Here is a 19,503-nt window from a genome sequence, read left to right as displayed (position 1 = left end):
ACGGTCTTTTCAGGGCTGCACCGATGACGCCGCACCCTACCTTGTTGGCATGAGCGCGTCGGCGATTTCGACTTATCCGCAAGGGTTGGCGCAAAACATCCCCGTCACCGGCAAATAGGCGGCCCAGATTGATGCAGGTGACCTGGCGTGGCGACGCGCTGAGCCAGACCGACAGCCTGAAGCCCAATCTGGTTGACCAGTTGATGTGCTATCACGCTGCAACACTCAGCGATGGGCAGGCGGCGGAACTCTCGATTGCCGAGGCCATGCACCGGATCGTGCGCGACTTTGACGGTGCTGTTACATGGGACGGTCGGACGTTGGAAATCAAACGATGAGCACATTGATTGGTGCGCCTGATTGCCGTGCAGCGTGTTGCCCCAAACGCGCCAATGACAGCAGAGCGGACCTATAGCGCGGCGATCCGAGCGTCAGTCAAAGACCAGTTTCTGCGGTGCCCCGCTGTCATGGGAGGCTTGCGCGGCATCGGCCATCACCTGCGCCTTGAACCCGTCGATCCCGCTTGGCGAGGCGGGTTTTCCGGTGGTCAGCACCGCCACGAAGTGGTCCATCTCGGCGCGATAAGCCTCGGCGTAGCGTTCCAGAAAGAACGGCTCGGTCGGGGCGCGGCGGAAGCCGTCGGCATCCGACATCTCGACCGTGGAAGTCAGCACATTGTCGGCGCGCAGCATCCCCTTGGCCCCGTGCACCTCGATGCGCTGGTCATAGCCATAAGTGGCGCGGCGCGAATTCGAAATCTGGCACAGCTTGCCGCTGGCCGTGCGGAGCGATACCATGGCCGTGTCTACATCGCCGGCCTCGCCGATCTCGGGGTCGACGAGGCACGAGGCATGGGCGAAGACCTCAACCGGGTCCTCGCCAAGCAAGAACCGGGCCATATCCAGATCATGGATCATCATGTCGCGAAACAGCCCGCCCGAGGTTTTGATATAGCCGATGGGCGGCGGGGATGGATCGCGCGATAGGATCGTAACCATCTCGACGTCGCCGATCCGGCCCGCGTCGATCTGGGCACGCAAGGTGCGAAAGTTCGGATCGAACCGGCGGTTGAAGGCGACAAAGAACGGCACATCATGCGTTTCGACCACAGCAAGGCAATCCTTGATCCGCCCGGCATTCAGGTCGATGGGCTTTTCGCAGAAAATTCCCTTTTGGGCGCGGGCGGCCATGTGGATCAGGTTATAATGGGTGGTTGTGGGCGTGCCGATCACCACTGCATCAATGTCCGAGGCTGCCATGATATCCTCGACAGACATGAGCGGCGCGCCGGTGCGTTTGGCCAGCGCTTCGCCCGCTTCGGGCACCGCGTCGGCCACCGCTGCGACCTGCGCGCCTCCCATGCCCATCAGGCTGCGTGCATGAACCTGTCCGATACGACCGCAGCCCAGAAGTGCGATGTTGATCATGGGGTTACCCTTTCATCGTTTGCAGCACTTTGCGCGCCGCAGCCACTACCGGGTCGTGCGTTTCGCTCAGAATTTGCACCCGGTCGAACCGGTCGGAATCACTGTTGACCGCATCGCGCAAGGCGTGCCCGAAGGCTTGCCGCAACTCGGTCCCGATGTTGAATTTGCAGATGTTGGTACCGCGCGCCAACGTGCGTCGCTGCTCGCCCGGCACGCCGGAGCCGCCATGGATCACCAAGGGCACATCCGTCAGCCCCTGGATCGCAGCGATACGCCCTTCGTCGAGGCCGCCGGACTGATCGGTTTGCAAATGCACATTGCCCACCGAAATCGCCATCCCGTCCACACCCGTGGCAGTCGCAAACTGGGCCGCCTCATGCGGGTCGGTCCCGGCGGAGGCTTCACCGTTGTCATAGCCCACGAAACCGATCTCGCCCTCACAGGAAATCCCCGCCTTGTGCGCCATTTCGGCAATCGCCGCCGTCTCGTCGATATTCTGCTGCAGCGGCTTGCGCGAGCCGTCAAACATCAGCGAGGTAAAGCCTGCATCCAGCGCCTCCCGGCACTCATCGAAAGTGTATCCGTGATCAAGATGCGCGACGACCGGCACGCTGGCCGCTTCGGCCAGATGGCGAAACATCTTGCCCAGGATCGGCAGCGGCGTGTGTGCCCGGCAGGACGGCCCGGCCTGCAGGATCACCGGGCAGCCTTCGACCTCAGCGGCGGCCACATAGGCGCGCATGTCCTCCCAACCCAGGCAGACGAGGCCCGCCACCGCATACCCTTCGGCCTTGGCCGGGATCAGCACATCGGACAGGGTCGCAAGGGTCATTTGAACTTGGCGATCATGTCTTTGATGCCCGGGATCGTCTCGATCTGGTAGGCATGGGAGGGCTGGAAATACTGCACCAGACTGCGCTGGCTGAGGCCACCCAGAATGGTGAAATAATACATCTCGTAACCCGGCAGCACCGCGCAGGGGTGATATCCCGCGTCCAGACAAATGGTCGAGCCGTCCACGATGTGATAGGCATCGCCTGCCTTGCCTTCCTCGCGTTGCAGCATCTGCACGCCCGAGCCGTGATTGGGTCGGAAGCGGAAGTTGTAGGTCTCGTCATGGCGCGTTTCGTCCGGCAAACGGTCCGTGTCGTGCTTGTGGCTCGGGAAACCGGACCAGCCGCCCTGCCCGACGGTGAAGAGTTCGGAGACCAGCAGACGGCCCACCTTGTCGTGATACTTGGTGCCGAGGATATGCTTGATCTTGCGGTGGGTTTTCGTGTCGTCCGAGCCGTATTGCACAAGGTCCAGCTCGTCATTGCGCACTGCGAAGGCCTCAAGCACCTTGTCGTATTTCGCGCCCGCCACGAAAACCTCAGCCTCGTTCGAGGTACACACCATCTCGGCCTTGGCGGCGGTGGGCACGTAAACACCCTCGGGCTCACCATCCCAGACATCGACGCCGCGCCCGCCGATATCGTCCACCTTGAACCCCTCGACGTTCACATCGACGCTGCCGGTGGCGGGCACGATGCACGTCTCGAACCCCGGCACGGTGTATTCAAACGCCTCGCCCTTCTTCAGCTTCACGATATTGAAGTAATTCAGCGGAACCGTCGGATCATCCACGTCCACGATGGGTTTGTTCTGGTTGTCATAGGGCGCGATGTGCATCTGCGGCCTCCTTAAGGTTGAGTGGGACCGGGATGGTTGGTCAGAAAATCGTCGAGCAGGTCGGGGGTCGGCATCGCGGGCGCGCACCCGGGTTGGGACACGGTGATCGACGCACAGGCCGAGCCGCGCAGGATCGCGCCCCTGAGGTCATGGCCATCGGCAAGGCCCGTCATCAGCCCGGCCATGAACGCATCGCCTGCGCCGTTGGGTTTGACAGCCGTGACGGGGTAGATGCCGGTTGCGATCTCTTGCCCGTCTGCATAGGTGACGGCGCCATTTTCGCCGCGCTTGTAGATGACGATTTCCGCCCCGCTTTGGGATAGGGCGCGGGCCTTGGCCTGCCCTCTGTCCATGCCGCCTGCCATAAAGCCGAATTCCTCATCGTTGCCGACGATCATGTCCGAGGCCTCCGCCGCGCGGCTCAGCACATCGGCGGCGACCTGTGGCGACGGCCAGCTATAGGGGCGGTAATCGACGTCAAAGATGATGGGCAATCCTGCGGCCTTGGCCAGTTCAAAGGCGCGGAAGGTGGCGGTGCGCGACGGCTCGGCAGCGAATACGGTGCCTGCGGTGATCAACGCGCCGTAGCCGCTGTAATCCACAACCTCGACGTCTGCGACCTCCATCTGAAAATCCGCCGCGCCGTTGCGGTAGATCACGTTGCGGTGTCCGTCGAGCACGCTTTCATAGAACGCCAGCGAGTTGCGGAACTCGCCCCCGACCCGGCGCACATGGGTGGTGTCGACACCGTAGTGCCCAAGGCGGTTGATGCAGTAGCTGCCCACCGAGTCATCCGAAACGGATGTGACCAACGCGGCCTTTCCACCCAGTTTGCAGATGCCTGCGCCGATATTGGCCGCCGAGCCGCCAAGGTCCACGGTCACGGACTCAGCATCCTCCGCGCGCACGCCCACATCCGTGAAAAAATCGATGCCCGCGCGGCCCACGATGACAAAGTCATTGGCCCTGATACCATCCAGAAGCGCGCTCATCTGATCCCTTCCGCGTTGACCGCATCGGCCTGATCGAGGATTTCGGGGTATTTGTAGTCAAACCCCAGCAGCTGGCGCATTTGTGGGCTGGCCGCATCCAGAAACGCCTGCGGCAGGGCCCCCGGCATATCCTCGAGAGGTTTGACGAATTTCGGGATGTAGTTGATCAGCACCGCATTGCGGTCGTGATCTGCGTGGTTTGGCATGGCGCAGTGCCAGGCCGCGCCGAAGAATACCACCACATCGCCCGGTTCACCCGTCATGCGCGCACAGTTTTCGTAGAACGCAGCGTGATCGGCGGGCTTGGGATAGCGCATGTCTTTCTGGCTGCCCGGCAGATAGGCGGTCGCGCCGCTGGCCTCGGTGAACGGGTCGAGCGCGATGGTCACCTGCGCGTTCATCGGGAAGCTGGCGTTCAGCCCCATCGGATGCGTTTCGGGCGCATGAAAGTCCCAATAAGGGAAGTCGATATGCGGCTCCTGCCCCGGCCCGCCGGGCAGGATGCGGTTGGCGGCGATCGAGCCCATGATGAACTCGGACCCGAGCCATTTGCGCAGAATATCCATGATCGCCGGATGGGTCGCCATGTCGGAGAATACATCCCCCTTGGCCAGCAGGTTCCAGACCCGGCGTTGTAGGTTGGCCCGGCCATCGTCGACCGCAGCCCCCTGAAAATGCGTGACCTTTTCGCTCTCGCGATCCGAGTGGGCCATGATGATGCGGCGGGCCTCGGCGATCTGGTCGGCGTTGAACAGCCCGGTGATCCGCACCGCCCCGGGGCCGTCCATCAGTTCGGCGCAAATGGTGTCGGGATCGATTTCGTCAGCGGCAAAGCTGCGCATCGCTCAGACCCCCTTGCGTTGTTTGGATCGGGTCGCTTCCTGATCGATGTGGGCGGCGGCGACTTTGGGGTTGTCGGTGACATGGGGTGTGCCGACCTCCCACCACGTGTGGCCCTCGGTCGTCCAACCCTCGAACGCGTCGACCTTCATGCAGATCACGTAGGTCTTGTCGCTGGCCTTGGCGCGCTGGAAGGCGGCACCAAGATCGGTCGCGTTCTCGACGGTTTCGGCTGTGGCCCCCATGGCCGCCGCATGCGCCTCGAAATCGACTGCGAAGGCCTCGGGAATGGTGGGCGCATCGCTCAACAGGTTGTTGAAACTCTCGTTGCCGGTGTTGTTCTGCAACTTGTTGATGACCGCAAAGCCACCGTTGTCGAGCACGAGCACGATCAGTTTCTTGCGCGTCAGGACCGAGGAATAGATGTCCGAGTTCATCAGCAGATAGGAGCCATCGCCGCAGAAGGTGATCGTGTCCGCCTCCGGCTCACGCTCGGATTGGGCGATGCGCGCGCCCCACGCGCCCGCGATCTCGTACCCCATGCAGGAGAAGCCGAATTCGACGTCCACCGTGCCAATATCAAGGGTGCGCCAGTTGGCCGTGACCTCGGCGGGCAGACCCCCTGCCGCAGCGACAATCCGGTCGCGCGGATCGCAGGCCGCGTTCACCGCGCCGATGGCCTGGGCATAGGAGTTGGGGCGGTTGCCGGGCGTGACATTGTCGGCCACATAGGTCGCCCATTTGGCCCGTTCGTCTTTGGCGAATTGGGTCCACTCTGCCGGCGCGCCGTAGTCTCCCATCGCCTCACCCAAGGCGGTCAGCCCCAGCTTGGCGTCCCCCACCACGGGCAGCGAGCGATGCTTGCCCGCATCGTGCCGCCCCGCGTTCAACCCGATGATCTGCGACTCCTGCGCAAAGGCCGTCCACGACCCGGTGGTGAAATCCTGCAAGCGACAGCCCACCGACAGGATCACGTCTGCCTTCTCGGCAATCGCGTTGGCACTGTCCGAGCCCGTGACCCCGATGGGCCCGATATTGAGCGGATGGGTATCGAGGAGGTTGGCGCGGCCCGCGATGGTTTCGACCACGGGGATGTCATACGCTTCGGCGAACGCGGTCAGCTCGGCAACCGCACCTGAATACTGCACCCCGCCGCCCGCGATGATCATGGGCCGCTTGGCGGCGCGCAATGCCTCCGCCGCCTCAGCGACCTCATGGGCGTCCGGCGTCTGTCGACGGATGCGATGCACTTTGCGCTCGAACATCGCGGTCGGATAGTCGTAGGCCCAGCCCTGCACATCCTGCGGCAGCCCCAGAAAGGCGGGCCCGCAATCGGCGGGGTCGAGCATGGTCGCAAGCGCATTGGGCAGGGACTGAATGATCTGCGCAGGATGCGTGATCCGATCCCAATAGCGGCTGACGGGCTTGAAGGCGTCATTCACCCCAAAGGTCGGATCGCCAAAGTGCTCAAGCTGTTGCAGCACCGGATCAGGCAGTCGGGTCAGGAACGTATCGCCGCACAGCATCAGCATCGGCAACCGGTTGGCATGGGCCAGCGCCGCAGTCGTCAACAGATTCGCAGTGCCCGGCCCGGCAGAGGCGGTGCAGAACATGAACCGCTGGCGCAGCCACTGTTTGGCGTAACCCGCTGCCGCGAACCCCATACCCTGCTCGTTCTGCCCGCGATACAAAGGCAGCGTGTCGCGGTGATCATAAAGCGCCTCGCCCAGACAGGTCACATTGCCATGGCCAAAGATGCCGAAACCACCGCCACACAAGCGCCATTCCACCCCGTCAATCTCGATAAATTGCGCGTCCAGATAGCGGATGATTGCCTGCGCTGTTGTCAGGCGCACGGTGTCGGTGCCAGCCATTGCCAATCCTCCCCTGACCGCGCGATATCCTGTGACGACGATTCTGTATTGACCGCTGCGTTGCAATGACGATACCAACCTTGCAACCGGTTGCAAATACTTTTTCAGGAAGGATCGCGGATGCCCGAAATCGGGATTGGGATCGTCGGGGGCGGCTATATGGGCAAGGCTCACGCGGCGGCTTACAGCGTTGTCGCGACCCTGTTTGACACGGCCCTGCGCCCGCGTCTTGAAATGGTGTGCGCAACCAGTGCTGCCGCTGCCGAACGCTATCGCGACGCTTACGGGTTTGCACGCGGCACCGACGACTGGCGCATGCTGGTGAATGACCCCAAGGTTGAGGCGGTGATCATCGCCTCCCCCCAGGATACGCACCGCGACATCGCGCTGGCCGCCTTTGGACTTGGCAAGCCGGTGTTCTGCGAAAAACCGCTGGCGGAGACCCCGGAGGCGGCGCGCGAGATGGTCACTGCCGCCGCAAGGGCCGGTGTCGCCAACATGATCGGGTTCAACTACGTGCGCACGCCGGCCACGCAATTCGCCCGCCAACTGCTCGCCGAGGGGCGCATCGGCACCGTCACCTCCTTTCGCGGTGAAATGACCGAGGATTTTCTGGCCGACCCCGACGCCCCGGCCTCGTGGCGCACAAGCGGGGATGCCAATGGCTGCATGGGCGATCTGGCACCGCATCCGATCAACTGCGCGCATGCCCTGATGGGCCCGATCGCGCGGCTGCACGCGGTGGTCGAGACCGTGCATGCGACACGCGGTGGCGTCGCGGTGACAAACGATGACCAAGCCCACCTTCAACTGGAATTCGCGTCCGGTGTATGCGGCAGTATGTTCATCAGCCGCGTCGCGACCGGGCGCAAGATGGGGTACGCCTATGACATCTACGGCACCCATGGCGCGATCCGCTTTGATGGGGAGGATCAGAACGCGCTGTGGCTCTACACCACCGACATGCCCGAGGCCGAACGCGGCTTTCGCAAGATCCTGACCGGGCCCGCGCACCCCGACTACCTGCCCTTCTGTCAGGGGCCGGGGCACGGCACAGGCTATCAGGATCAGATCATCATCGAGGCCAAGGATTTCCTGACGGCTATCCATTCCGGTACCCCCGTCTGGCCCACGTTCGAGGAAGGGTTGGCCGTCAATCAGGTGGTCGCCGCTGCCCTCGCCTCGTCAAGCGCGGGCGCGTGGGTGTCCGTCGCAGATTTCTAGAAAGATAAGGCATATCGACATGATCAAGATCGGCAATGCCCCCTGTTCCTGGGGCGTGGAATTTGCAGACGATCCGCGCAATCCGAGCTGGCGCAAGGTGCTGCAGGAAAACGCGGATGCGGGTTATACCGGCATCGAACTCGGCCCCATCGGGTTCATGCCCGAAGACCCGGCCGTTCTGGGGGACGCGCTTGAGGAATACGGGCAGGAACTGGTCGGCGGCGTGGTCTTTCGCCCGTTCCACGATGCGGCCAAATGGGACGAGGTGATGGATGCCAGCGTGCGCACGTGCAAGGCGCTGAAGGCCCATGGCGCGCAGCATCTGGTGCTGATCGACAGCATCTCGCCGCGCCGCGCGCCCACGGCAGGCCGCGCCTCGGAGGCTGAACAGATGGACGCCGCCGAGTGGACCGCCTTTCGCGACCGCATTGGCACCATCGCGTGCATGGGCGCCGAAGAGTACGGGCTGACCGTGGGCATTCACGCACATGCCGCCGGATTTATGGACTTTGAGCCGGAACTGGAGCGTCTGTTGGACGAGGTGGACGAAAGCATCCTGAAAATCTGCTTTGACACCGGCCATCATTCCTATGCCGGGTTCGATCCTGTCGCCTTCATGAAGCGCCATATGAGCCGCATCAGTTACATGCATTTCAAGGACATCGACCCGTCGGTCAAAGCGCAGGTCGTGGCCAATCGGACCGACTTTTACGAGGCCTGCGCGGACGGAATTTTCTGCAACCTCGGCGACGGCGATGTTGATTTCCCTGCCGTGCGTCAGGTGCTGCTCGACCATGGGTTCGAGGGCTGGTGCACGGTCGAGCAGGATTGCGACCCGGCGGGCGACACTTCACCGGTTGACGACGCGAAACTGAACCGCGCCTATCTGCAATCCATCGGATTTGAGGGGGCATAACATGGCAAAGCTGCAATGGGGCATGATCGGCGGCGGTGAAGGCAGCCAGATCGGACCGGCCCACCGCCTTGGCGCTGGCCTAGACGGGTTGTTCGAATTTTCCGCCGGTGCGCTGGATCACCGCCCGGATGAAGGGCGCGCCTATGGCCAACGGCTTGGACTTGGGGATCGCGCTTATGGGTCATGGCAGGACATGCTTGAGGGTGAGGTGAAACGCGACGACCGCGTCGATCTGGTGACTGTCGCGACCCCCAACGCGACCCATTTCGAGATCACCAAAGCCTTCCTCGAAAAAGGCTTTCACGTGCTGTGTGAAAAGCCGATGACCATGACGGTCGAGGAAGGACAGGAGATCGTCGAGATCGCCAAGAAAACCGGGAACATCTGCGCCGTGAACTACGGCTATTCCGGGTACTCCCTCGTGCGCCACATGCGGGCGATGGTCGCGCGGGGCGATATCGGCAAGGTGCGCCTTGTGGTTGCTGAATTTGCGCACGGTCACCATGCAGATGCCACCGATGCGGACAATCCGCGCGTGCGCTGGCGCTACGATCCGGCGCAGGCGGGCGTGTCGGCGCAATTTGCCGATTGTGGCATACACGCGCTGCACATGGCGTCCTTCGTGACGGGACAGGAGGTCGAAAAACTGTCCGCCGATACCGTATCCTGCATCGACGTGCGCACGCTCGAAGATGACGCCATGGTCAATTTCCGCATGGACGGGGGCGCAGTCGGGCGGCTGTGGACCTCCTCCGTCGCCATCGGGCGGCAACACGGGCTTGGCATTCAGGTCTTTGGCGAGACCGGGGGGCTGCGCTGGTCACAGGAACAGCCCAACCAGCTGTATTACATGCCGCTGAACGAACGCCTGCAGGTGATCGAACGGGGCGAAGCGAACCTGTCGCCCGAGGCCGACCGCACCAGCCGCGTCACCATCGGTCATGCCGAGGGGATGCCGCTGGCCTTTGCCAACATCTACACGGATCTGGCCGAAGCGATCAGCGCGCGCAAAGAGGGGCGGTTGATGGACCCGGCCGCCAATCTCTACCCCCGCGCTGAGGACGGATTACGCTCAATGGCGGCGGTGTTTGCGGTGGCGGAGTCGGGCAAGCAGGACGGTGCCTGGCTGGATGCAAGGCCGCCGATGTTCCGCTAGGGCGCGCGCAGTACATTCGCGATTTCGACCGCCCATGCCCGATACAGCTTCGGGCCGGGATGAAAATTGTCCGGTGCCATTTCTGCCGCGTGGAGCATGAAATCCAGCGGCAAATGGCGCACGTTCGACCGCTCCGCACACAGCGCGCGTAATTGCGTATCGAACGCCTCGGCGCGCGCGCCCAACACGTCGTTCAGAGGCCACGGCAGAATTGGGAAATGCCGGATCGGCGGCACCCCGGACACGCACACACGCTCGGGCGCGAACTTTTCGTCGACAAGGTTCAGCAGCCGGGCATAGCGATCCGCCCATGCGCGCGGACGCACCCCGTTTTTGACGTCGTTGACGCCAAGCGCGATGGTCACGAAATCCAGGCCGCGCGGGGCGAGCCCGTCGAGCAGCCGCAGGGTGCTGGCTGTGGTGCCACCTGACCTTGCGACCACCTGCCAGTCCACGCTGAAATGTTGCGCCAACACCGCGCTCAGTTGCCCTCCGAGGGCGAGGCGTTGATCGCTGGCCCCGACACCGGCTGCCGAACTGTCACCCAGCACCATCAGACGTCTCGGATCGCCCTGCCCGCACCGGCCCTGCCGCGCGCCGGGCGCCTCGGGCAAGCGGGACGCACGCGCCGCGACCCACAAGGCCTGCGGGACATAAAGCGGGGCGAGGGCAATGGACTTGATCGACATGCCGCCTGTTACCATCGGATATCGATGGACGGAACGCATGCGCTTGTTTTCCCGAAAAGCCGACACCCGGCATCAAACGCCCGAGCGCGCGCGCAGCGTCCCGCGCTCAACCACGTGACACTCAAAGCTCAGAGATTGGGCTGCGGTCTCTTCCCCATCCAGCATCGCCTCGACCAGATCGACCGAAGCGCGCACGATTTCGTCGATAGGGTTATGGATGGTGGTGAGGTTGATCAGCTCCCATCCGGCCATCTCCATGTTGTTGAGCCCTAAAATCCCCACATCTTGAGGCACCGACAGCCCGGCATCGCGGATCGCCGACAGCGCCCCGATGGATAGGACGTCATCGCCGCAAAAATACGCCTCCGCCGGGCCCATGGCGAGCAGGCGGGTCATCTCGTCCCGGCCGGCATCAAAAGAGTAGGCCTTGGCATAGGAAACCGACAGGGACACATCTGCGTGGCGTCCCAATTCTTCGGCGAAACCGGTGTGGCGGTCGCGGGTCGAGGTGGCCGAAAGTGGGCCCGCCAGAAACCCGACCCGGCGATAGCCGCGGGCCAGCAACTCGCGCGCCGCGATGCGGCCCGCCTCGCAGTTGTCGATCCCCAGCACGTTGATGCGCGGCGCGTCGGTAAGCCGGCCAAAAGAATGCACCACGCGCATGCCCGCCTCATGAAAACTCTCGGCAAAGCTGACGGGCAGAGTCGATGAGGCGACAATTACCGCATCCACAGAATACTGCTGAAGCATCCGCATCGACTGCGAGGGATCGGTTTCGTCAGACAGGTTCACAAGCAGCGGGCGCAGGCCGCGCTTTTGCAACTCACGGGTGACGAGGTCGAACACCTCGAGGAAGATCGGGTTGTGGAAGTTGTTCGAGACAACGCCCACCAGCTTGGTGCGCCCCGTGGTCAGCGACGAGGCCAGCGCATTGGGGCTGTAGCCCAGTTCGGTCGCGGCCTTTTCGACTTTTTCGCGGGTCTTGCCGCTGATTGAGGCCCCGGGTGTGAAACAGCGCGACACGGCGGAGCGTGACACCCCGGCGCGCGTGGCAACATCCTTGAGAGTGACGGCCACGGCCTAGGACCCGCCGTCGTATTTGGTCCAGTCGATCTGCATGAACCGCCATTGCGCAAGGCCCGCGAGGCCAAGGAAAATGATCGCCCACAGCACGGCACCCGTTGACAGCTCGAACAGGCCCCACAGCGCACAAATTGCCACCGTCACATATCGGCGGATGGGGCGCGCAAAAAACGCGTGGTCAAAGTTGATCAGCGGGCGCATGAAACCTCAGGCGGCGTCCTCGTAACCCTCTTGGGTCTTGGCCCCTGTGATATAGGCAACAACATCCTGACCATCCGTGTCCTCTTTCCTTAGGTTCGCGCAAATGCGCCCGCGTCGGAAAACCACGATCCGGTCCACCAAGTCAAACACCTGGCGCATGTTGTGGCTGACAAGGATCAGCGGCTCACCCTGATCCTTGAGGGTGCGGATGATGTTTTCAACCTGTGCGGTCTCCTGCACGCCCAAAGCTGCGGTCGGCTCGTCCATGATGGTCATTTTCGACGCGAACGTGGCCGTGCGCGCGATGGCGACGCATTGGCGCTGACCGCCCGACATATGGGCGATGGTGTTCTTGATGTTGGGGATCTTCACGCCAGTCTTTTCAAGGCCCGCAATCGTTTCCTCGCGCATCCCCTTGTAGTCGAGCAGGCGGAAGGGGCCGAGGAAGTTCCACTTGGTCTTTTCCCGGCCCAGAAACAGGTTGTCGGGCACGTTCAGATCGTCGGCCAGCGCCAGCGTCTGATAGACCGTTTCGATTCCCGCCTCGCGCGCATCAAGCGGGCCTGCGAAATGGACCTCTTGCCCGTCGAACATGACCGTACCGCGCGTGCGTTGTTCGACGCCCGTAATCTGGCGCACAAAGGTGGACTTGCCCGCGCCGTTGTCGCCCATGATCGCCACGTGCTCACCCTTGTGCAGGACGAAATCCGCGTTTTCAAGCGCGTGGACCCCACCGTAATGCTTGGTCAGGCCTTTGGTTTCGAGAATGATATCTGACATGATCCTATCCCCTATGCCCGCGCCGCAGCACGTTTTTGCTGCCACTGATCGAGCGCGACCGCCCCCACGATGATACAGCCCAGCACCATTTCCTGATAGAACGCCCCAAGGCGCAGGAAGGTAAAGCCGGACGTGATCACCCCGATGATCAGCGCGCCGATCACGGTGCCGATGATCGAGCCGCGCCCGCCAAACAGCGACACACCCCCGATCACGGCCATGGCGATGGCATCGAGTTCATAGGACAGACCCATGCCCGACTGCGCGGTCAGGTTCTTTGAGGTCAGGATCACCGCCGACAGACCCGCGAGCATCCCCGCGATGGCATAGACCAGGACCAGATGGCGCGGCACGTTGATGCCTGACATGCGCGCGGCCGCCTCGTTCGAGCCGATGGCATAGGTGTGCTTGCCGTAGATCGTATAGTTCATGATCAAGTGGAACAGCACCGCGAGGCCCAGAAAGATGATGACCGGGTTCATCCCCTGCCCGATCACCGCATAGGCTTCGGTGGGGAAAGACACGGGGTTGCCGCTTGACCACCACTGCGCCACGCCGCGCGCGAACAGCATCATGCCAAGCGTCGCAATGAAGGGCGGTATGCGGAAGAAGGCGACAAAGACGCCGTTGACGACCCCGGCGATGATCCCGCACCCGAGACCTACCATCACCGGCACGATCACCGGAAGGTCAAGGAACGCGGGGCCGAATATGGCCTTTGGGTTGGGGCTGCCGCTCACTTCGCCTACCTGCGCAAAGCTCATGCAGATCATGGCCGTGGCCCCAAGGACCGAGCCTGACGACAGATCGATCCCGGCGGTGATAATCACTTGCGTGACGCCAAGAGCGATGATGCCAACAATGGCGACCTGAATGATGATGATGCGCAGCCGCGCCTCGTTAAAGATGCTGTCGAAGCGGTCGCGGGTGTCAAACAGCAGGCTCTGGCCCATGAAATAAGCGCCCAAAGCCTCGAAAATCAGGATGATGAGGATCAGGGCCGCAAGCACGTTCAACTCGTTGGGCCATTGACGCTTGGACGTGTCGAACGTCAAACCACCTGTGCCGTGACTAGTGTCTGACATCGTCAGATCTCCCGCATCTGTCTTTGGAAAAACCTTGTCACAAGGGCAGCCGCGCCGCCCTTGTGTGTCTTGGCCGTGAGCGGCTTAGTTGACGAATTCGTCAATGTTATCAGGAGTCACCAGCTTGAAGGGGATGAACACGGTCTTGTCGACCTCTTCACCCGCGATCAGCTTGAGCGCTGTGTCGATCGATCCCGCGCCCTGTCCGGCAAGGTCCTGGAACACGGTCACGTCAAGGTCTCCAGCCTGCATTGCCTGAAGGGCGTCTGCCGTCGCATCAACACCGCCGACCTGCACTTCGTCCATGGACATGCCAGCCGCTTTCATCGCGTTGATCGCGCCAATCGCCATTTCGTCGTTGTTGGCGAACACCGCATCGAACGGCTCACCCGAGGACAGCCAGTTGGTCATCAGGTCGGACGCCTTGTCGCGCGACCATTCGGCGGTCTGCTTGTCGATGATGGTGATGAAGTTGCACATGTCCATGCCGATGACATCCTCGACATCCTTGGTGCGCTGCACCGCCGCCTGGTTCGACAGCTGGCCCATCATCAGGTACGCGGTCGCGCCACCCGATTTGCCTTCGGCGCGCAGGTTCTTGCAAATTTCAAAGGCTTTCAGCGTGCCGGATTCGATCTCGTTCGAGGCGACGAACGCCTGCCCGTCGGGCAGCGAGTCCATGTTGATGGGCTGGCGGTTCACATAGACCATGGGCACGCCAGCAGCGGCGGCAGCGTTGCTCATCGCTTCGGTGGCGTTGGTGTCGACCGCGTTCACGATGATCGCGTCAACACCGCTGGCGATGAAGTTGTTGATCTGGTCAAGCTGCTTGGCCACATCGTCAGTGGCGTCCTCGATTTGCAGGCTGACACCGTCCAGTGTTTCCTCATGCGCGGTCATACCGTTGCGCATCACGGTCAGCCCGTTGTCGTCAAAACGCGCGACAGACACGCCGATTTGCTGAGCCATGGCCGTGCCACCCATCAGCGTTGCGAGCAGGCTCGCGACTAGAATCTTTTTCATGGTTTCCTCCCTGGAATGCGTGCCCGGATCACGCCCCTCTTTTGGCCGGGCTGCCCGCCGCACCTGCACATTCATCGCACATAATCCGGTTGGCAACTGCACTGATCTTAGGCGAGTCGCTGCATTTTGCAACCGGTTGCATTCAAAAACTGAGTCCGGTTGTGCGGAGCAGTCCGCAGCGGCCTGTGGCGGCGTTTCAAACGCTCGGGCGGTTGATGGGGTCAGGGCACGGTGCCGACATCGGGCACATCCAACTGCTGCATCGGCGGCGCATCAGCTTGGGAAATCCGGTGCATCAGTGCGCGTGCCAGAAAATCCCCCGCCAGATCAATGTCTTCCTTGACCACGATAATGCCGGGCCGGAACCGGCGCAGGAAGGTGATCGCTTCCTTGGCGACCACGTCGAAATCCTGCTCGACCACGAGGCCGTGACTCTCGAGTGCACCCACCAGCGTCACGCATGCGCCGATGCTGGTCGTGATCAGCCCATCCGGCCGATCGTCGCTGCGAAACATAGGCGTGACCGCACGTTCGATCACGGGGTTGTCGCAATGGGCATCGACCCCTTCGATCACGCTGAACGCCACGCCAAGCGCATCCGCTGCCGCGCGCGCGCCCACGATCATGTCCTGGGCATAGGTCTGTGATTGTGGCGGGGCGAGCATGGCGATGCGGCGGCGTCCCCGCTTGGCCAGCGCGCGCAATGCCAGATCGCCAAACGCCCGGTTATCGTAGTCGAAATAGGCGTGCTCGGCCCCCATACGCGTCCGTCCGTGGGTCACGAAGGGAAACTTGTGCTCCATCAGATAGCGCACCCGCGGGTCGTCAGGTTCGATCTGGTTGATGATCAGCCCATCCGCCGACCCGGTTTCCACAATATAGCGAATCGGCACCATCGGGTCCTCGTCCGGGAAATAGGGGGTGATGATCATGTGATAGGGCGTGCCGCGCAGCGCGGAGGTGACGGAGGAAATCAGGCGCGCGGTGTGGTTCATCATGTCATGTTCGGTCGACATCACCAGCGAAATCACATTGGTGCGCCCCGTGCGCAGGCGGACGCCCGCCCGGTTCGGGCGATAGCCGATCTGACGGGCAATATCACGCACCCGCGCCTTGGTTCCCTTGCCGATATCAGGCGCATCCGCAAGCGCGCGGGACACAGTGGGAACAGCCATTCCCGACAGTCGCGCAATGGTTTTGAGCGTGGGGCGTTCGCCCGGTTGCAGGGCGATGGTTTCAGGCGAATCCGGCGGCTCAGACTTGGTCATCACAGCGCCTTTCGTGCACAAGCGACATAAATCGACGCGATCAGCGCCATAAAGTATTCCAACGGAATCAAACCGTTGTCTTTGATCACCTCGTTAATTCGAGCCATCGTATTATTCCAGCTTGATTGCGAAATCTAAATCGTTGTAGCAATTTCTATAACGATTTAGTAGTCAGGGAGGACACATTATGAAGACTTTTTCAAAGCTGCTCACCACCGCCGCGTTCCTTACGGCAGGGGTGGCGCATGCGACCGAACTGGAGGTCACGCACTGGTGGACATCAGGCGGTGAGGCCGCCGCCGTGACCGAATTTGCCAACGCGTTCAACGCCACCGGCAACACTTGGGTCGATGGCGCAATCGCCGGGTCCGGCGGCACGGCGCGTCCCATCATCATCAGCCGTATCTTGGGGGGCGACCCGATGGGTGCGACCCAGCTGAACCACGGTCGTCAGGCCGAAGAGTTGATCGAGGCGGGCCTGATGCTCGACCTCACCGACATCGCGACCGAAGGCGATTGGGCCAATGTCGTGAACCCGACCTCTCTGCTGGATGCCTGTACGCTGGATGGCAAGATCTACTGCGTGCCCGTCAATATCCACTCGTGGCAGTGGATCTGGCTCAGCAACAAAGCCTTTGCCGATGCGGGCGTTGACACACCAACCAACTGGGATGAGTTTGTTGCCGCCGCCCCCGCCCTCGAGGAAGCGGGCAAAGTGCCCCTCGCCATGGGTCAGCAGCCCTGGCAATCAAACGGCGCGTTCGGCGTGATTGCCGTTGCCATCGGCGGCGAGGACCTGTGGAACAAGATCAACGTGGACAAGGACGCCGAAGCGGCTGCGGGGCCGGAAATGGCCAAGGTGTTTGAAGCCGCTGTGACCGCCCGTGAGATGGCCGCCAACTCGCGCGTTCAGGACTGGAACCAGGCCACCAACATGGTCATCACCGGCGAAGCGGGCGGTCAGATCATGGGCGACTGGGCGCAAGGCGAATTCCAGATCGCAGGCCAGACAGCCGGTGAGGAATACGAATGCCTGCCCGGTCTGGGCGTGAACGAGGTGATCTCGACTGGGGGCGATGCGTTTTACTTCCCCAAAAGTGACGATCCCGACGTGACGGCTGCCCAAAAGGAACTGGCCAAACTGATGATCAGCCAAGAGGTCCAGGTCGCCTTCAACCTCAAGAAGGGGTCCCTGCCCGTCCGCGGTGACATCGACCTGAGCGCGGCTAATGACTGCATGAAAAAGGGCCTCGAAATCCTGGCTGCTGGCAATGTCATGGTCAGCGGCGATGAAGTGCTGTCGGCCGACACCCAAGGCCAGATCGAAGACCTGATGGTCGAATTCTGGAACGATCCCTCCTATTCGGCGGCGGATGCGCAGGCGGCTTATGCCGCCATCATCGCTGACGCCGACTGATAGGCACAAGGCCAGCCCCGGTGCGTCGTTCCGGGGCTGGCGCTTTTCGCCAAAAGGGGGGAGTTTCATGGCCACATCACCCGGCACATCCAAGCGGCCCATGCGCCTGTTGCGCAATCTGAACGCGAAAATCGCGTCGATCCCGATGGTGGCCACAGCACTGGTGATCTTTGTCGGATGTACGCTGTGGACGGTGGTGTATTCTTTCACGGATTCCAAGCTGCTGCCTCGGCTGAACTTTGTCGGCTTCGATCAATATGACCGGCTGTGGGGCACACGACGCTGGCTGGTCTCCATCGAAAATCTGGCGTGGTACGGGGTGTGCTCGCTGATCCTGACGCTCGTAATCGGCTTTACACTGGCGGCCTTGCTCGACCGTAAGGTGCGGTTTGAAAACACGTTTCGCACCATTCTGCTGTATCCTTTTGCCCTGTCTTTCATCGTCACCGGGCTGGTGTGGCAGTGGATCCTCAACCCCGATTTCGGCGTCCAGCAGGTGGTGCGTGATTGGGGCTGGACCAGCTTTACCTTCGATCCCCTCTACAACCCGGACATCGTGATTTTCGGCATCCTGATCGCAGGCATCTGGCAAGGGTCGGGCCTGATCATGGTGATCATGTTGGCGGGCCTGCGCGGCATCGACGAGGACATCTGGAAAGCCGCCCGCGTGGACGGCATCCCAACATGGAAAACCTATGTCGTGGTGATCATCCCGATGATGCGGCCTGTGTTCGTGACCGCGCTGGTGCTGATCGCATCGGGCATCGTGAAGGTCTACGATCTGGTCGTAGCGCAAACCTCGGGTGGGCCGGGGATCGCCTCCGAAGTGCCGGCCAAATACGTCTATGACAAGATGTTTGCCTCGCAAAATCTGGCGCAAGGCTTTGCTGCCTCGACCATGATGCTGGTGAGCGTAATCATCATCCTGATCCCGTGGGCCTACCTCGAATTCGGAGGCAAGAAACGTGGTTGATGCAAGCCAGCCCCGCGGCCCCAAACCCCGCAAGCGCCTGTCGCGCGGCAATATCATGCTTTATGGCACGCTGATCGTGGTGGCGATGTACTACGCGCTGCCGCTTTACGTGATGATCGTTACGTCGCTCAAGGGCATGCCCGAAATCCGCATGGGCAACGTGTTTTCACCCCCGGTCGAAATCACCTTTCAACCTTGGGTCAAGGCCTGGTCCGAGGCCTGCACCGGCATCAATTGCGACGGGCTGAGCCGGGGGTTCTGGAACTCCGTGCAGATTCTGGTTCCTTCGGTGTTCTTGTCAATCATCATCGCCTCGATCAACGGATATGCGCTGGCAAACTGGCGGTTCAAGGGGGCGGATGTGTTCTTTACCATCCTGATCCTGGGCGCGTTCATCCCCTATCAGGTCATGCTGTATCCCATCGTGATCATCCTGCGCGAGATGGGGCTGTATGGCAGCCTTTGGGGACTCGTTCTGGTGCATACGGTGTTCGGCATGCCGATCCTCACGCTACTGTTCCGCAACTACTTCACCGCCATCCCCGAAGAGTTGTTCAAGGCCGCCCGCGTCGACGGGGCCGGGTTCTGGGGCATCTATTTCCGGATCATGCTGCCCATGTCACTGCCGATCTTCGTGGTCGCGATGATCCTGCAAGTCACTGGTATATGGAACGATTTTCTGTTCGGGGTGATCTACACCCGCCCCGAAATCTACCCCATGACGGTGCAGCTCAACAACATCGTCAACTCGGTGCAGGGGGTCAAGGAATACAACGTCAATATGGCTGCGACCCTGCTCACGGGCCTCGTCCCCCTCACCATCTACTTCGTTTCCGGCAAACTGTTCGTGCGCGGCATCGCCGCTGGCGCCGTAAAGGGTTGAT

General features: G+C 61.9%; 20 protein-coding genes. 7 read left to right on the top strand and 13 right to left on the bottom strand.

Annotation, left to right across the window (positions count from 1 at the left end; all coding sequences use genetic code 11):
* Nucleotides 1–131: 131 nt before the first annotated feature.
* The gene (locus Q0908_RS15100) at nt 132–338 is read left to right on the top strand and encodes a hypothetical protein (protein ID WP_299286178.1); all 207 of its coding nucleotides are present in this window, start codon (nt 132–134) and stop codon (nt 336–338) included.
* 93 nt (nt 339–431) lie between these two features.
* Here Q0908_RS15100 and iolG read toward each other — a convergent pair whose 3' ends face one another.
* From iolG to iolD, 6 genes are read right to left on the bottom strand one after another with little or no spacing between them, the layout of a single operon-like run.
* Nucleotides 432–1,427, bottom strand: a complete 996-nt coding sequence (gene iolG, locus Q0908_RS15095; RefSeq protein ID WP_299286174.1) for an inositol 2-dehydrogenase — start codon at nt 1,425–1,427, stop codon at nt 432–434.
* Nucleotides 1,428–1,431: 4 nt separating this feature from the next.
* Nucleotides 1,432–2,259: a class II fructose-bisphosphate aldolase gene (locus Q0908_RS15090; RefSeq protein WP_299286171.1), complete on the bottom strand. Its 828-nt coding sequence runs from the start codon at nt 2,257–2,259 to the stop codon at nt 1,432–1,434.
* Nucleotides 2,256–3,098 carry a 5-deoxy-glucuronate isomerase gene (locus Q0908_RS15085; protein WP_299286168.1) on the bottom strand — a complete coding sequence of 281 codons (843 nt, stop codon included), beginning with the start codon at nt 3,096–3,098 and terminating at the stop codon, nt 2,256–2,258. Before Q0908_RS15085 ends, Q0908_RS15090 begins: the two co-directional genes overlap by 4 nt.
* 11 nt (nt 3,099–3,109) lie before the next feature.
* The gene (gene iolC, locus Q0908_RS15080) at nt 3,110–4,090 is read right to left on the bottom strand and encodes a 5-dehydro-2-deoxygluconokinase (RefSeq protein ID WP_299286164.1); all 981 of its coding nucleotides are present in this window, start codon (nt 4,088–4,090) and stop codon (nt 3,110–3,112) included.
* Entirely contained in the window at nt 4,087–4,932 is an 846-nt protein-coding gene (locus Q0908_RS15075; protein WP_299286161.1) for a phytanoyl-CoA dioxygenase family protein, read from the bottom strand. The genes iolC and Q0908_RS15075 overlap by 4 nt, the downstream gene beginning before the upstream one ends.
* A 3-nt stretch (nt 4,933–4,935) precedes the next feature.
* Nucleotides 4,936–6,804: a 3D-(3,5/4)-trihydroxycyclohexane-1,2-dione acylhydrolase (decyclizing) gene (iolD, locus tag Q0908_RS15070; protein WP_299286158.1), complete on the bottom strand. Its 1,869-nt coding sequence runs from the start codon at nt 6,802–6,804 to the stop codon at nt 4,936–4,938.
* Between the two features lie 120 nt (nt 6,805–6,924).
* Between iolD and Q0908_RS15065 the strand changes: the two genes are divergently transcribed.
* From Q0908_RS15065 to Q0908_RS15055, 3 genes are read left to right on the top strand one after another with little or no spacing between them, the layout of a single operon-like run.
* Nucleotides 6,925–8,028, top strand: coding sequence for a Gfo/Idh/MocA family oxidoreductase (locus Q0908_RS15065; RefSeq protein ID WP_299286155.1), 1,104 nt, complete (start codon nt 6,925–6,927; stop codon nt 8,026–8,028).
* Nucleotides 8,029–8,047: 19 nt separating this feature from the next.
* Complete coding sequence (locus Q0908_RS15060) at nt 8,048–8,944, top strand: TIM barrel protein (RefSeq protein ID WP_299286152.1); 897 nt, start codon at nt 8,048–8,050, stop codon at nt 8,942–8,944.
* A 1-nt stretch (nt 8,945) separates the two neighbouring features.
* On the top strand, nt 8,946–10,100 hold the full coding sequence (locus Q0908_RS15055) for a Gfo/Idh/MocA family oxidoreductase (RefSeq protein WP_299286149.1): 1,155 nt from the start codon (nt 8,946–8,948) through the stop codon (nt 10,098–10,100).
* On the opposite strand, the gene Q0908_RS15050 is transcribed toward Q0908_RS15055, so the two are convergent.
* The 7 genes from Q0908_RS15050 to Q0908_RS15020 all read right to left on the bottom strand — a co-directional run bounded on the left by Q0908_RS15050 (nt 10,097) and on the right by Q0908_RS15020 (nt 16,229).
* Complete coding sequence (locus tag Q0908_RS15050; RefSeq protein ID WP_299286146.1) at nt 10,097–10,828, bottom strand: SGNH/GDSL hydrolase family protein; 732 nt, start codon at nt 10,826–10,828, stop codon at nt 10,097–10,099. The genes Q0908_RS15055 and Q0908_RS15050 overlap by 4 nt on opposite strands.
* 33 nt (nt 10,829–10,861) lie before the next feature.
* A complete protein-coding gene (locus Q0908_RS15045) occupies nt 10,862–11,866 on the bottom strand; it encodes a LacI family DNA-binding transcriptional regulator (RefSeq protein ID WP_299286143.1) in 1,005 nt (334 codons plus the stop codon).
* A 3-nt stretch (nt 11,867–11,869) separates the two neighbouring features.
* Entirely contained in the window at nt 11,870–12,073 is a 204-nt protein-coding gene (locus Q0908_RS15040; protein WP_299286140.1) for a hypothetical protein, read from the bottom strand.
* Between the two features lie 6 nt (nt 12,074–12,079).
* Entirely contained in the window at nt 12,080–12,856 is a 777-nt protein-coding gene (locus Q0908_RS15035; protein WP_366869287.1) for an ATP-binding cassette domain-containing protein, read from the bottom strand.
* 8 nt (nt 12,857–12,864) lie between these two features.
* Nucleotides 12,865–13,938 carry an ABC transporter permease gene (locus Q0908_RS15030; protein ID WP_299286134.1) on the bottom strand — a complete coding sequence of 358 codons (1,074 nt, stop codon included), beginning with the start codon at nt 13,936–13,938 and terminating at the stop codon, nt 12,865–12,867.
* Between the two features lie 84 nt (nt 13,939–14,022).
* On the bottom strand, nt 14,023–14,961 hold the full coding sequence (locus Q0908_RS15025; protein WP_299286131.1) for a sugar ABC transporter substrate-binding protein: 939 nt from the start codon (nt 14,959–14,961) through the stop codon (nt 14,023–14,025).
* 221 nt (nt 14,962–15,182) lie between these two features.
* Nucleotides 15,183–16,229 carry a LacI family transcriptional regulator gene (locus Q0908_RS15020; protein WP_299286128.1) on the bottom strand — a complete coding sequence of 349 codons (1,047 nt, stop codon included), beginning with the start codon at nt 16,227–16,229 and terminating at the stop codon, nt 15,183–15,185.
* 187 nt (nt 16,230–16,416) lie between these two features.
* Between Q0908_RS15020 and Q0908_RS15015 the strand changes: the two genes are divergently transcribed.
* The 3 genes from Q0908_RS15015 to Q0908_RS15005 all read left to right on the top strand — a co-directional run bounded on the left by Q0908_RS15015 (nt 16,417) and on the right by Q0908_RS15005 (nt 19,502).
* Nucleotides 16,417–17,646 carry an ABC transporter substrate-binding protein gene (locus Q0908_RS15015; RefSeq protein WP_299286125.1) on the top strand — a complete coding sequence of 410 codons (1,230 nt, stop codon included), beginning with the start codon at nt 16,417–16,419 and terminating at the stop codon, nt 17,644–17,646.
* Between the two features lie 67 nt (nt 17,647–17,713).
* A complete protein-coding gene (locus tag Q0908_RS15010; RefSeq protein WP_299286122.1) occupies nt 17,714–18,619 on the top strand; it encodes a sugar ABC transporter permease in 906 nt (301 codons plus the stop codon).
* On the top strand, nt 18,612–19,502 hold the full coding sequence (locus tag Q0908_RS15005; RefSeq protein WP_299286119.1) for a carbohydrate ABC transporter permease: 891 nt from the start codon (nt 18,612–18,614) through the stop codon (nt 19,500–19,502). The genes Q0908_RS15010 and Q0908_RS15005 overlap by 8 nt, the downstream gene beginning before the upstream one ends.
* The last annotated feature ends 1 nt before the right edge of the window (nt 19,503 follow it).

Origin of the sequence: uncultured Tateyamaria sp., assembly GCF_947494755.1 — a bacterium.
Classification (GTDB): domain Bacteria; phylum Pseudomonadota; class Alphaproteobacteria; order Rhodobacterales; family Rhodobacteraceae; genus Tateyamaria.
The sequence above is the reverse complement of the archived record's forward strand: the minus strand, read 5'-3'. Positions and strand labels throughout refer to the sequence as shown.

Coding starts and splice junctions, on each gene's coding strand:
- Q0908_RS15100 (WP_299286178.1), top strand. CDS start 132: ATGCAGGTGACCTGGCGTGGCGACGCGCTGAGCCAGACCGACAGCCTG.
- iolG (WP_299286174.1), bottom strand. CDS start 1,427: ATGATCAACATCGCACTTCTGGGCTGCGGTCGTATCGGACAGGTTCAT.
- Q0908_RS15090 (WP_299286171.1), bottom strand. CDS start 2,259: ATGACCCTTGCGACCCTGTCCGATGTGCTGATCCCGGCCAAGGCCGAA.
- Q0908_RS15085 (WP_299286168.1), bottom strand. CDS start 3,098: ATGCACATCGCGCCCTATGACAACCAGAACAAACCCATCGTGGACGTG.
- iolC (WP_299286164.1), bottom strand. CDS start 4,090: ATGAGCGCGCTTCTGGATGGTATCAGGGCCAATGACTTTGTCATCGTG.
- Q0908_RS15075 (WP_299286161.1), bottom strand. CDS start 4,932: ATGCGCAGCTTTGCCGCTGACGAAATCGATCCCGACACCATTTGCGCC.
- iolD (WP_299286158.1), bottom strand. CDS start 6,804: ATGGCTGGCACCGACACCGTGCGCCTGACAACAGCGCAGGCAATCATC.
- Q0908_RS15065 (WP_299286155.1), top strand. CDS start 6,925: ATGCCCGAAATCGGGATTGGGATCGTCGGGGGCGGCTATATGGGCAAG.
- Q0908_RS15060 (WP_299286152.1), top strand. CDS start 8,048: ATGATCAAGATCGGCAATGCCCCCTGTTCCTGGGGCGTGGAATTTGCA.
- Q0908_RS15055 (WP_299286149.1), top strand. CDS start 8,946: ATGGCAAAGCTGCAATGGGGCATGATCGGCGGCGGTGAAGGCAGCCAG.
- Q0908_RS15050 (WP_299286146.1), bottom strand. CDS start 10,828: ATGCGTTCCGTCCATCGATATCCGATGGTAACAGGCGGCATGTCGATC.
- Q0908_RS15040 (WP_299286140.1), bottom strand. CDS start 12,073: ATGCGCCCGCTGATCAACTTTGACCACGCGTTTTTTGCGCGCCCCATC.
- Q0908_RS15030 (WP_299286134.1), bottom strand. CDS start 13,938: ATGTCAGACACTAGTCACGGCACAGGTGGTTTGACGTTCGACACGTCC.
- Q0908_RS15025 (WP_299286131.1), bottom strand. CDS start 14,961: ATGAAAAAGATTCTAGTCGCGAGCCTGCTCGCAACGCTGATGGGTGGC.
- Q0908_RS15020 (WP_299286128.1), bottom strand. CDS start 16,229: ATGACCAAGTCTGAGCCGCCGGATTCGCCTGAAACCATCGCCCTGCAA.
- Q0908_RS15015 (WP_299286125.1), top strand. CDS start 16,417: ATGAAGACTTTTTCAAAGCTGCTCACCACCGCCGCGTTCCTTACGGCA.
- Q0908_RS15010 (WP_299286122.1), top strand. CDS start 17,714: ATGGCCACATCACCCGGCACATCCAAGCGGCCCATGCGCCTGTTGCGC.